At 69.5% G+C, this 12,455-nt stretch carries 9 protein-coding genes; 2 read left to right on the top strand and 7 right to left on the bottom strand.

The genetic code is table 11. The features are described from left to right. Nucleotides 1–208 precede the first annotated feature (208 nt). Nucleotides 209–4,099 (top strand): Pls/PosA family non-ribosomal peptide synthetase, encoded by a 3,891-nt coding sequence (locus RHA1_RS21325; protein ID WP_011596803.1) that lies wholly within the window; start codon nt 209–211, stop codon nt 4,097–4,099. Further along, nucleotides 4,096–5,412, top strand: coding sequence for a M1 family metallopeptidase (locus RHA1_RS21320; protein WP_011596802.1), 1,317 nt, complete (start codon nt 4,096–4,098; stop codon nt 5,410–5,412). Before RHA1_RS21325 ends, RHA1_RS21320 begins: the two co-directional genes overlap by 4 nt. Nucleotides 5,413–5,419: 7 nt before the next feature. Here the strand turns inward: RHA1_RS21320 and RHA1_RS21315 are convergent, their stop codons facing one another. Genes RHA1_RS21315 through RHA1_RS21285 form a run of 7 tightly spaced genes read right to left on the bottom strand, consistent with a single transcriptional unit; the run spans nt 5,420 to nt 12,452 of the window. Beyond that, entirely contained in the window at nt 5,420–6,676 is a 1,257-nt protein-coding gene (locus RHA1_RS21315; RefSeq protein WP_011596801.1) for an MFS transporter, read from the bottom strand. Further along, nucleotides 6,673–7,320: a GntR family transcriptional regulator gene (locus RHA1_RS21310; RefSeq protein ID WP_011596800.1), complete on the bottom strand. Its 648-nt coding sequence runs from the start codon at nt 7,318–7,320 to the stop codon at nt 6,673–6,675. The genes RHA1_RS21315 and RHA1_RS21310 overlap by 4 nt, the downstream gene beginning before the upstream one ends. Before the next feature lie 40 nt (nt 7,321–7,360). Next, nucleotides 7,361–7,801, bottom strand: coding sequence for a RidA family protein (locus tag RHA1_RS21305; RefSeq protein WP_011596799.1), 441 nt, complete (start codon nt 7,799–7,801; stop codon nt 7,361–7,363). Next, nucleotides 7,794–9,386: a gamma-glutamyltransferase family protein gene (locus tag RHA1_RS21300; RefSeq protein WP_011596798.1), complete on the bottom strand. Its 1,593-nt coding sequence runs from the start codon at nt 9,384–9,386 to the stop codon at nt 7,794–7,796. The genes RHA1_RS21305 and RHA1_RS21300 overlap by 8 nt, the downstream gene beginning before the upstream one ends. Beyond that, nucleotides 9,383–9,745 (bottom strand): Rieske (2Fe-2S) protein, encoded by a 363-nt coding sequence (locus RHA1_RS21295; RefSeq protein WP_011596797.1) that lies wholly within the window; start codon nt 9,743–9,745, stop codon nt 9,383–9,385. The genes RHA1_RS21300 and RHA1_RS21295 overlap by 4 nt, the downstream gene beginning before the upstream one ends. 29 nt (nt 9,746–9,774) lie before the next feature. Further along, complete coding sequence (locus RHA1_RS21290; protein WP_011596796.1) at nt 9,775–11,217, bottom strand: aldehyde dehydrogenase family protein; 1,443 nt, start codon at nt 11,215–11,217, stop codon at nt 9,775–9,777. Further along, a complete protein-coding gene (locus tag RHA1_RS21285; RefSeq protein ID WP_011596795.1) occupies nt 11,214–12,452 on the bottom strand; it encodes an NAD(P)/FAD-dependent oxidoreductase in 1,239 nt (412 codons plus the stop codon). Before RHA1_RS21285 ends, RHA1_RS21290 begins: the two co-directional genes overlap by 4 nt. Nucleotides 12,453–12,455 lie beyond the last annotated feature (3 nt).

The following is a 12,455-nucleotide window of genomic DNA, read 5'->3' as shown; positions in this document are numbered from 1 at the left end:
CCTCGAAAAGAAGGAACTCGGGTGCTCCTTCTGACCAGACGACGAAGTAGCGGGGGAAACTTCGACATGTGAGGTGAGAGAACCGGCAACTGCGGGTGAAGAATGGTCGAAGAAGCCCTACCGACCACCGACTGTTCACCATCTGGCCACCTGATCGTGAGATAACGAGCCGTACGCACCACCACCCGCTCAGAGAAGGAATTCTGGATTGTCTCTCCAGTCGCCGACGGATTCGGACCTGTCGCTCCGTATACCCCGGGAATTCCTCCGCCGTGAATTCGCACCGGCGCCGCGCACACTCGTCGACATCCTGTTCGCGACGGCCGAGGCGAACCCCGAAGCCCCGGCGATCGACGACGGCTCGACGTCGCTCACCTACCAGGAACTGCTCGAGGAGATCCGGCAGACCGCGGAGGTCCTGGCCGAATCGGGAGTCGGGGCCGGCGATCGCGTCGGAATCCGAATGCCGTCCGGATCCTGCTCGCTCTACGTCGCGATCCTGGCGACGCTCGCCGTCGGCGCCGCCTACGTGCCGGTCGACGCGGACGACCCCGAGGAACGCGCCGAACTCGTGTTCGGTGAGGCGCAGGTCCGGTGCGTGATGACCGGCACCGGGATCACCGCGGGCACCGCCCCCGACAGGGCCGAGTCGCCGAGCGCCCGTCCGCCGACCGTCGACGACGACGCCTGGATCATCTTCACCTCCGGTTCCACCGGCACCCCCAAGGGGGTCGCGGTGAACCATCGCAACGCGGCGGCGTTCGTGGATGCCGAAGCCCGGATATTCCTGCAGGAAGACCCGATCCGGCCCGGCGATCGGGTGCTGGCCGGACTGTCGGTCGCGTTCGACGCGTCCTGCGAGGAGATGTGGCTCGCGTGGCGTCACGGCGCCTGCCTCGTGCCCGCGCCCCGGTCCCTGGTGCGAAGCGGCATGGACCTCGGCCCGTGGCTCGTCGCGCGCGACGTCAGCATCGTCTCGACGGTGCCGACGCTCGCGTCGCTGTGGCCTGCCGAGGCCCTCGAGGCCGTGCGCCTGCTGATCTTCGGCGGCGAGGCCTGCCCGCCCGAACTGGCGGAGCGACTCGCCGTCGACGGACGCGAGGTATGGAACACGTACGGGCCCACCGAGGCGACAGTCGTGGCGTGCGGCGCCCTGATGGACGGCAAGAGTCCGGTCAGTATCGGCCTCCCGCTGGACGGCTGGGACCTCGCAGTGGTCGACGCAACCGGTGAACCCGTCCCCGAGGGCGAGGTGGGCGAACTGGTCATCGGCGGTGTCGGTCTGGCCCGGTACCTCGACCCGCAGAAGGACGCCGAGAAGTACGCACCGATGCCGACACTCGGCTGGGATCGCGCGTACCGCAGTGGCGACCTCGTCCGCCTCGACCGCCGCGGACTTCTGTTCCAGGGTCGCGCGGACGATCAGGTGAAACTCGGTGGCAGGCGGATCGAACTGGGCGAGGTCGACAACGCCCTGCAGAACCTTCCCGGCGTCGGCGGCGCGGCGGCGGCCGTCCGCAGGACCGGTGCCGGTCACCAGGTCCTCGTCGGCTATCTGGCCAGCACCAACCCCGACTTCGACCTCAAGGCGGCGCACACCGCGCTCACCGAGCAACTCCCGGCGGCGCTGGTTCCCCGGCTGGTGCTGGTCGACGAACTGCCCACCCGTACGTCCGGCAAGGTCGACCGGAACGCCCTGCCCTGGCCTCCGCCGGGTGTCGACGACGCCGCGGAGAAACTGGGTCTCGAGGGCACGCAGGCCTGGGTCGCGGGGCTGTGGACGGCGATTCTCGGTGCCGAGATCACGGGCCCCGACGACGACTTCTTCGAGCTCGGCGGTGGATCGCTCTCGGCGGCCCAGCTGGTCACGGCGCTGCGCGAACGGTTCCCCGAGGTGACGGTCGCGCAACTCTACGACCACCCGCGGCTCGGTTCGCTCGCGGAATACCTCGACGAGCTGGCGCCGATCGACGCCGCCGAACCCCGCCTCGTCACGCCGACTCCGCGTCGGAGCCAGCTCGCGCAGATCGCGGCGACCGTTCCCCTGACCACGCTCACGGGCCTGCAGTGGGTCACGTGGCTGGCCATCGCGAACAACGTCTTCTCCTGGTTCACGACGGTGCCGTGGGCGCCCACGGTGTCGTGGTGGTGGATTCTGCTCGCGTTCTTCGCGTTCATCAGCCCGGTCGGCCGGATGGCGATCTCGGTGATCGGTTCGCGGATCCTGCTGCGCGGACTCGAGCCGGGAACGTATCCCCGAGGCGGCAGCGAACACCTGCGGCTGTGGGTGGCGCTGCGCCTGACCGAGGCCAGCGGTGCCGCGAACCTGTCGGGCGCGCCGTGGATGCTCTACTACGCGCGGGCGCTCGGCGCGAAGGTCGGCAAGGGCGTCGACCTGCACACGCTCCCACCGGTCACCGGCATGCTCGAGCTCGGCGACGGATGCTCCATCGAACCCGAGGTCGACCTGTCCGGACACTGGGTGGACGGCGACGTCGTCCACATCGGTGCCATCAAGATCGGTCCGGGTGCGTCGGTGGGCGCCCGGTCCACGCTGGTTCCCGGCGCCACCATCGGGCGCAACGCCGAGGTCGAGGCGGGTTCCGCCGTATTCGGACGCGTCAAGGCCAATCAGCACTGGGCCGGCTCACCGGCGGTCAAGGTCGGCAAGGCCGTCCACCCGTGGCCCGAGGAGACCCCGCGCCGCGCGGCCTACTGGGTTCCCGCGTTCGGCGTGACGTCGATGCTCATCGCCGGACTGCCGATCTTCGCCCTCGTCGCCGGCATCGTGGTCATCGGGTGGTGGATCCGCGACGCAGGCACGATCGGGTCCGCCGTACTCCAGTCGCTGGTGATCCTTCCCGCCGCGACCCTCGTCAGCCTCGCCGTGTTCGCGGTCCTCACGGTCGTGTCCGTCCGGCTGCTGTCGATCGGGTTGCGTGAGGGGTACCACCCGGTCCGCAGTCGCATCGGCTGGCAGGTGTGGGCCACCGAACGCCTCATGGACTCCGCCCGCACGTTCCTGTTCCCGCTGTACGCGAGCCTCCTGACGCCGGGATGGCTGCGGTTGCTCGGCGCCCGGATCGGCAAGAACGTGGAAGCGTCGACCGTGCTCATGCTGCCGAAGTTCACCACCGTGGCGGACGGCGCATTCCTCGCCGACGACACGATGATCGCGAGTTACGAACTCGGCGGGGGGTGGATGCACATCGAACACGCGAAGGTCGGCAAGCGCGCCTTCCTCGGCAACTCGGGGATGACCGGTCCGGGTCGGCGCGTGCCCAAGAACGGTCTCGTCGCGGTGCTGTCGGCCACGCCGTCGAAGGCGAAGTCCGGTTCGTCCTGGCTGGGCAGTCCCCCGGTCCGCCTCCGCAGGGCGCCCGGCGACACCGACGCCTCCCGCACGTTCCGTCCCCCGGTCCGGCTCAAGGTGGCCCGCGCGGTCGTGGAGACGTGCCGCCTCATCCCGGTGACGGTGACGTTCGGAATCGGCCTCGGCGTGCTGTTCGCGCTGCAGGCGATGGCTCACCACATCGGCTTCTGGCTCGCGGCACTGGCCAGCGGCGTCGTCCTCCTCGTCGCGGGTGCGGTCGCGGGGTTGATCTCTGTGATCGCGAAGTGGCTGGTGGTCGGCCGGATCGGGAAGATCGAGCACCCGTTGTGGAGTTCGTTCGTGTGGCGGAACGAGGTGTCGGACGCCTTCGTGGAAACGGTCGCCGCACCCTGGTTCGCCCGTGCCGCGACGGGCACCGCCGTCCTCAACGTCTGGTTGCGGGGCCTCGGAGCCACCATCGGCAAGGGTGTGTGGTGTGAAACCTATTGGCTGCCCGAGGCGGATCTCGTGACGCTGGGCGACGGCGCGACCGTGGAACGGGGGTGTGTCGTGCAGACTCACCTGTTCCATGATCGGATCATGTCCATGGACACCGTCATCCTCGGAGCCGGCGCCACCCTCGGCCCGCACTGTGTCGCGCTGCCCGCCGCCCGGATCGGCGAAGGCGCCACGGTCGGCCCGGCCTCGCTCGTCATGCGCGGCGACACCGTGCCGCCGTCCACGCGGTGGCAGGGAAATCCGATCGCCCCCTGGGCGGCCACGTGAAGGCTGACAAGGGGATCGACGAGCCGGTCGACCCGTATCTCCCCCAGAACGGAAACCGCGGATACCGGGTGTCCCGGTACGAACTCGACCTCACCTACAAGGTGCACAGCAACCGGCTGGCAGGCAAGGCCACGATCACCGCGGTCACCACCGAGGCCCGCTCCCGGTTCGCCCTGGATCTGGCGTCCAATCTGCACGTCACGAAGGTCGCCACCAACGGTTCCCGCAACACGAAGTGGTTGCACCGGAACGGCAAGCTGATCGTCACGCCCGCGCAGGCGATCCCCGCGGGCGGCGCCCTCGTGCTCACCGTCCAGTACGGGGGTTCGCCGAAACCGATCCGCAGTGTGTGGGGTGAGGTCGGCTGGGAGGAGCTGTCCGAGGGCGCGCTGGTTGCCAGCCAGCCCAACGGGGCGGCGTCCTGGTTCCCGTGCGACGACCACCCGAGTTCGAAGGCCAGTTACCGCATCGCGATCACGACCGATTCGCCGTATTACACGGTGGCCAACGGTGCGCTGGTGAGCAAGCAGACGCGAGCCAGCCAGACGACGTGGGTGTACGAGCAGACCGAGCCGATGGCGAGTTACCTGGCCACCATCCAGATCGGGCCGTACGAACGCCGAAGCCTCGGTTCCGGGGGTGTCCCCATGTTCGCCGTCCACCCACCGCGGCTGCGTTCGACGTTCGACGTGGACTTCGGCCGGCAGCCTCAGATGATGGACGTGTTCTCCCGACTGTTCGGCCCGTACCCCTTCGCCGACTACACGGTGGTCGTGACGGACGACGAGCTGGAGATCCCGCTCGAGGCGCAGGGACTGTCGATTTTCGGTGCCAACCATTGCACGGGCCGGCGCGGATACGAACGTCTGGTGGCGCACGAACTCGCCCACCAGTGGTTCGGCAACAGTCTGACACTCGGCCAGTGGCGGGACATCTGGCTGCACGAAGGTTTCGCCTGTTACGCCGAGTGGATCTGGTCGGAGAACTCCGGCGGGCCTTCGGCGCACCAGCTCGCGCAGCAGGCGCATCAGGGCCTGGCCCGCAAACCGCAGGACCTGGTGATCGCCGATCCGGGACCGCAGCTGATGTTCGACGACCGCGTCTACAAGCGCGGCGCGCTGACACTCCACGCGTTGCGACGCCGGCTCGGCGACGACAAGTTCTTCGGGCTGCTGCGGCAGTGGACGCTGGCCCATCGCCACTCCACCGTCACGAGCGAGCAGTTCACCGACCTGGCCACCCACTACACCGACGAGCCGCTGCGCCTGCTGTGGGATTCCTGGCTCGGCGAGAAGACTCTGCCGCCGATGTGAGCTGCGGTCACTCCGGGTTGGGCAGGTGCGCGCGCCACTTGGTGAGTGCGAGCGCGAGACAGCCGGCGGCCGCGATCGCGCCGAAGAGGAACATTCTCGGGTACGTCACCGCCGGGAACGTCTCGGACAGATAGGCCATCACGGCCGGCGTCCCGAATCCCAGGTACGTGAGCGAGTAGAAGACAGCGGTCAGTCCGGCCAGGTCGTCCGGGCCCGCGATCCGCTGAATCTCCTGCAGTCCCGACACCATGGCCATGCCGTATCCGCAGCCGAGCACGACGGCGGCGGCGAGCGCGAGCGGAACGGTCAGCGCCGACGCGGCGACGGCGGCAACGCCCATTCCGACGAGGACGACGACCAGCGACACCACGACGGCACGCGCGTTGCGGGGGGTGTCGATCTTGCGGCCGAGCGCCTGGATCGCGAATCCCGCCCCGAGGCCGACCATGCACATGAGCGCCGAGAACGCGAGCGGCAGCCCACCGGTGTGCCCGGACATCAGCGACGGCAGCACCGCGTAGGCGGCGGCCGCCGTGCCGAACACCCAGGGTGCGAGCGGCGCGATCACGAACAGGAATCGCTTGTGTGCGGCGGAGGGGATCGCGAGGTCGCGGGCGAGCGAGACTCGTTCGGAGACCGGCTGGGCCGCGCGGGTCTCGGGGGCTCGCCACAGTGCGACGGCAGCGGCGAGGGCGATCGCGCTGTGCACGACGTACGACAGGACACTCGGCAGCGGTGCCCACTGCGCGAGGACGCCGGCGACGCCCGCACCGAGGCCGAATCCGCCGGTCAGGCTCATCGCTGCCCGACGCGCACCGGCACCGTCCGTGGCCGCGGGATCCCACGGCGCGGTCGACAGTTCCTTCACCCAGCTGCCGCCGACGGCCATGCCGAGGCCGAGCGCGACACCGCACAGGACGCGGCCGACGATGAGCATGGCGGCGGAGTCGGCGCCGAGGGCCAGGAGCACGGAGCCGGCGACCGTCAGGAACGGTGCCGGGAGCAGGATCGGCCGTCTGCCCAGCCGGTCGGACAGTGGTCCCCCGAGGAGGAGGGCGGGCACGATCCCGACGACGTAGGCGAACAGGAACAGATCGACCGTGACCGGCGAGAAACCGTGATCGGCGCGGTACATGCCGAGGAGCGGCGTGAATTCGTTGCCGCCCCACGCCACCGCGAACATGGTCGCGGCCACCAGCAGCCAGGCGCGCGGCGACGCGAGCGTCTCCGGCACCTCGATCGGGGATTCGCGGACGACGGTCATCGCGCAACTCCTCTCGGGTTGAGGGCGTGGACCCGGCGCATGTGGACGAGCACCGCGGCGTCGAACCCGGCGGCGTCACCCGCCTCGACGAGTTCCGTCAACTGCTCGTGGTCGGCGATGATCCGGGGCAGCTGTCCCGGGTCACGGGTGATCGAGTGTGCGGTCATGCGGCGCTGACGCTCGCGGATGCTGGAGTAGAACGTCGCGAGCAGCGGATTCTCGCCCGCTTCGACGATCATCCGATGGAAGTCGGCGTCCGCGGCGCTGAAGGCGGCGACGTCGCCTCGCTCGGCGATCTCCCGCTGCTCCACGAGGTTTTCGCGCAGGCGGGCGACGAGGAGTTCGCGGGCGTGTGGCTGGTCGGCCAGCACCCGCACGCTGTGCGTCTCGACGAGTTGCCGGGCGTCGACCACGTGCTCTGCCTCGCCGTCGGCGACGGGCACGACGAGCGCGCCCCGCTTCGGGTACAGCCGCATCCAGCCCTCGGACTCGAGCCGGAGGAAGGCTTCGCGCACCGGGGTGCGGCTGAGCCCCATGCGTCCGGCGATCTCGCCCTCGCTGATCAGCTCACCGCCGGGCAGACCGCCCGACAGGATGAGCTCCTTGACCTCGCGATAGGCCTGCTCCGCGGCAGAATACAACATAGACACAAGATGTATTTATACTCCGGAGCCGGGTGCAGGTCTATGCACGGACAGCCACTGTGAGCTCTATCTCCACGGGGGCGCCGGACGGCAGGGCGTACACGCCGATCGCGCTGCGCACCGGCAGCGCGTCGAGTCCCAGGCATTCGACCAGCACGTCCGACGCGCCGTCGGCCACCGCGGACAGTTCGCGAAATTCCGGGGCACACGCGACGAAGACGCTCATGCGCAGGCACCGGGAGATGGCCGCCGTGCCGCCGACGGCCGCGGCTATCGCAGCGACCGCGTTCCTCGCCGCCACCCCGGCCGCCTCCCGGGCCCGCGGGATGTCCAGGTCCCGTCCGACGACGCCGGTAACCGTGAGCACACCGTCGCGGCGTGGCGTCATCCCGGCGCTGTACGCGATCCCGTCGTGCACAACCGCGGGAATGTAGCGGCCCTGGGGTCGTGGGGCGGCGGCGACGGATTCCTGCTCAGACACCGAGTGCTATTCCTTCCTGGCGGGGGTCGGCGGCGCCGGACAGCAGGCCGCGCGCGACGTCGAGGGAGATGATCTGCGCGCTTCCACCGGCGGCCCACGGACCCTGCAGTGCGACGTCGTGCCCCAGGCGCTCCAACTCCGTGCGCACCTCCTCCGGAATGCGGGACTCGCACCGCAGTTCCGCCGGGCGGCCGATCACATCGGCGTCGCTGCCGGGGAAGACCGTGAAGCGGGGTGCCGCGACGGCCTCCGCCGGGTCGAGTCCGTGATCGAGCAGATGCGAGATCAGTTGCATGTTCCACTGCACCTGCCCGTCCCCGCCCGGGGTGTTGCCGACGTGCAGGAGATTCCCGGACGTATCGGTGATCACCCACGCGTTCAGGGTGTGCAGCGGTTTACGCCGCGGCGCCGCGGCGTTGGGATGTCCCGGGATCAGATAGGCCCCGCGTCCGAATCGGTTGTTCAGCACCACTCCGGTGCCGGAGACGGTCGTCTTGGCCCCGAACGTGAAGGCGAGCGAGTGGATGAAACTGACCGCGCGGCCGTCGGAATCCACCGCCGCGGTCGAGGTGGTGTCACCGGTGCTCACGCTGAAGGCGCCCGACGACGCCCGACGGCCGTCCAGCCGGTCTCTCGCCGCCCCGATCGCGGCCGGCTCGAGCACGGCCCTCCACCCGTCGTTGCCGGCGCCGCAGGTCGCGAACCGATCCTCGAAGGCCAGACGGGCCGCTCGCGCCATGCGATCGACTGCCGGAGCGGTGAGCCACGGCGAGAAGCCGATGACGCCGTCGTTCAGCGCCGCCTGCTGGAGCACCATCCATCCGGGGGTGGGCAGGGGTGTCTGGTGAACGACCGCGCCGGCGTAGTGCCCGCTGATCGCGTCCTCCGGTCGCACGTCGGCGCCCGCCGCCCACTCGTCCCCGCCGAACGGCGCCCCACCGGCGCGGAGCGCCTCGACCGCCTGCTGAGCGAAGGAACCGGTGTAGAAACCGTGCACGTCGCGCGCCAGTGCCTCGATGGTCAGGGCCAGGTCGCGCTGCGGCAGCCGCTCCCCGACCTGCGGCAATCGGCCGTCCGGGAGGTACACCGCACGCAGTCCGGGGTCGGCGGCGATCGCGGTCTGCGCTTCTCGCACGTCGTCGCGAGTCTTGGCCGAGCAGGGAAGCCCCTTCTCCGCCGCGCGCACCGCCGGTGCCCAGAGGTCCGTCAGCGAGCGGGTGGCGCCACCCGCGTGCAACGCGCCGAGGGCGGCCGGCGCCCCGGGAACCGCCACCGCCAGCGCCCCGTCGAGGGGAATCGACCGCAGCCCGCGTTCGGTATAGAAGTCCACGTCACCGCCGTCCGGCCCGAAGCCGCTGCCCCCGACCGTCCACACCGATCCGTCCGGTTCGCGGACGACGGCGAACGCGTCGCCGCCGATCCCGCATTGCCCCGGCAACGTCAGCCAGGTCATCGCGGCCATGGCCAGAGTCGCGTCGATGGCGTTGCCTCCGTCGGCCAGAACGCGGGCACCTACCGTGCTCGCCGCGGGATGACTGGACGAGACCATGCCGTCGGCGGAGAGAGTGGACGGTCGAGGGTTCACTTCATGCACCCCCGCGCGGCCCGCCGGCGCGGGACGGAACTGGTGTCGTCGGGGTCGATGCCGACGAAGATCTCGCCGTCACGTTCCTCGACCGGGTAGGTCTTGATGGCCACCGTCGCCGGCGGGCACACGGGTTCCCCGGTCTCGAGATCGAATACGCTTCCATGGCAGGAGCATCCGATGCCGTCGTCGACGAGTTTCCCGGACGAGAGCAGGCAGTCCAGGTGTGTGCAGTAGTTGGATGTGGCGTAGGCCTTCCCGTTGAGGCGGGCCACGGCGAACTCGTGTTCGCCGGCAAAGAAGCGGCGCACGATGCCTTCGGAAACCTGTCCGGAGCGCGCAACGCGAGTGAATTCCATGGTCTTCTCCCTCTGTCGACAGGTAGGTCTCAGGCCGAAGGGCTGAGGTAGACGGTCTTTTCAGCTTGGTAGAACTGCATCATCGAGTCGCCGGCCTGTTCCTTGTGGGTCTGCGTGCTCGAGGCCTTGTATCCGCCGAACGGCGCGTTCATGCTCATGCCGGTGGTGGGCTGGTTGATCTTCACCAGACCCGATTCGGAACGGCCCGCGAATGCGAGAGCCTTCGTCACGTCGTTGGTGACGATTCCCGCACTGAGCCCGAATTCGGTGTCGTTCGCGAGCGCGACGGCCTCGTCGAAGCCGGACGCCCGCAGGAAGACCAGCAGTGGTCCGAACACTTCGTCCGTGACCACCCGCATGTCGGGGCTGCCACCGGCGAACACGGTCGGGACGGCGAAATAGCCGTTCCCCCTGTCGAGACTTGCTCCGCCGCAGACTAGTTCGGCTCCTTCGTCGCGGCCGATCTGGACGTACTCGAGGAACTTGGCGAGCTGCGCCTTGCTCGCGAGAGCCCCCATGCCCACACCCGGGTCGGCGCCCGGGCCGACGGTGATCCCTTCGGCGAGTTCGACCACGCGGTCCAGCAACCGGTCGTGGATCGCGTCCACCGCGATCACCCGGCTGGTGCCCGTGCACGCCTGCCCGGACAATCCGAAGGCGCCCTTGACGATCAGTGCGGCCGCCTTGTCCACGTCGGCGTCGCCCAGGACCACGACGGGGTTCTTGCCGCCCATCTCGAGCTGACTGCGGCGAGACGGACCCACCGCCGCGTGGATCGCACGGCCCACCTGGGTGGAGCCGGTGAACGTCACGGCATCGACGCGCTCGTCCGCCGCGACCGCGCCGCCGGCGCGACCGGAACCCTGGACCAGGGCGAGGGCTCCGGCCGGAAGTCCCCCGGCCAGCAGCGCCTCGACCAGCCGCTGTCCCATCAGCGGGGTGAGTTCGGACGGTTTGAACACCACGACGTTTCCGGCGGCCAGCGCCGGCCCGAGTTTGCGCGACGGAATGTTGAGCGGGAAATTCCAGGGGGTGATCGCCCCGACGATTCCGACAGGTTCACGCAGGGTGATGACGAGTCCCTCCCCCGGGGTGGGATACGTGCTGCCGGTGGTGCGGAGCGCCTCGCCCGCGTAGAAGCGCAGGTTCATCGGAGTCCGACCGACTTCCATGGTCGCCTCGGCCCGGGTCTTGCCCTCCTCGCGGACGAGTTCTTCGACGAGGTCGCCTGTCCGTGCCTCGAGGTGCCCGGCCGCGGCTTCCAGGATTGCCGCGCGGCGTTCCGGGGGCGTCGCGGCCCACTGCGGCGCCGCCTTGGCCACCGCGCTGACGGCGGCATCCACGTCGGCCTCGGTGGAATCCGGGAACACGCCGATCACGTCGTCGTGATCGGCGGGGTTACGCCGCTCGAACGTCGCTCCGGAAGACGACGGGACCCACTGCCCGTCAATGAGATTGAGTCCCTCGATCATGACACCGTCACCAATTCCTCGTCATCGTCCATCAGGTCGAACAGGTCGACGTCCTCGTCCGCCAACCGGGCAGGCGCGATCGACCGGCCGATCAGTTCTCTGGCCGCGCTGATCTCGTCGCCGCGGTCGAGCGTGAAGGCGCCGCGCACGACACCGCTGTCCAGATAGAAGGCGGTGAACTCGCCGCCGTCGGCGCTGCCCCGGAACACCAGGTCGGTGTAGCGGGCGGTGCCGGTGAACTGGATGTTCTTGCCGAACTGATCGGACCAGAACCAGTGCGCGGGGTCCACCACTCCGACCCGTCCGAGCATGAGGTTCGCGGTCGCCGCCCCCTGCTTGCTCGCGTTGTCGAAGTGTTCGACGCGAACGTGCCTGCCTGCCGCGTCGGAGAAGCGCGCTGCCACGTCGCCGGCGGCGTAGACGTGTGGAATCGAGGTCCGCCCCTGCGCGTCCACGAGGATTCCGCCGTCGACGGCCAGGCCGGAGGCCTGCGCGACTTCGACGTTGGGAACGATCCCGATGCCCACCACCACGACGTCGGCCGAAATCACCTCTCCGCCGTCGAGCGCGATGAGCACGCCGTCCGGCCTGGTCGTCACGGTGTCGACCCGGACGCCGCCGCGGACGGTGACTCCGTTTTCCCGTTGCAATCGAGTGCAGACCTCGCCCATCTCGGGCCCGAGGATTCGGGCGAGTGGCACCTGGTCGGCTTCGAGGACGGTCACCTCGGCTCCCAGGGCTGTTGCAGTGGCGGCAATTTCGAGTCCGACGAAGCCTCCGCCGATCAGCACCAGACCGACGCCTGGACGAAGGTGGGCGGCGAGCCGTTCGGCGTCGTCGATCGTCCTCAGGTAGTGCACCCGTTCGGGCGCAGGACCGTTCACCGGCATCGTGCGCGGTCTGCCGCCGGTCGCGACGAGTACCGCGTCGGCCGCGATGCTTCGCCCGTCGGACAGTTGGACCGATCCGCTGCTCACGTCGATCCGGGTCACCGTCGTGTCTGTGAGGAGTTCGACGTTCTGCTTGTCGCGCCACGCGTCGGGAAGCAGCATCAACGATTCGCGATCCTCCTGCCCGGCAAGGAATTCCTTGGACAGCGGTGGCCGCTGATACGGCGCGTGCGACTCGTCGCCGACGAGGAGGATCCTGCCGTCGAATCCTCGGCGCCGCAGGGTGCGCGCCGCGACGGCAGCGGTCTGGCCGGCGCCGATGGTGACGATGGTGTTCAACGTCATGGG

This window comes from Rhodococcus jostii RHA1 (genome assembly GCF_000014565.1).
GTDB lineage: Bacteria > Actinomycetota > Actinomycetes > Mycobacteriales > Mycobacteriaceae > Rhodococcus_F > Rhodococcus_F jostii_A.
Note: the sequence above shows the minus strand (reverse complement) of the source record. Positions and strands in the feature narration are given on the sequence as shown.

Bases quoted from the DNA above. Each gene is read 5' to 3' on its own strand.
- RHA1_RS21315 (WP_011596801.1), bottom strand. From the start codon at position 6,676: ATGACCGTCGTCCGCGAATCCCCGATCGAGGTGCCGGAGACGCTCGCG.
- RHA1_RS21310 (WP_011596800.1), bottom strand. From the start codon at position 7,320: ATGTTGTATTCTGCCGCGGAGCAGGCCTATCGCGAGGTCAAGGAGCTC.
- RHA1_RS21295 (WP_011596797.1), bottom strand. From the start codon at position 9,745: ATGGAATTCACTCGCGTTGCGCGCTCCGGACAGGTTTCCGAAGGCATC.
- RHA1_RS21290 (WP_011596796.1), bottom strand. From the start codon at position 11,217: ATGATCGAGGGACTCAATCTCATTGACGGGCAGTGGGTCCCGTCGTCT.
- RHA1_RS21285 (WP_011596795.1), bottom strand. From the start codon at position 12,452: ATGACGTTGAACACCATCGTCACCATCGGCGCCGGCCAGACCGCTGCC.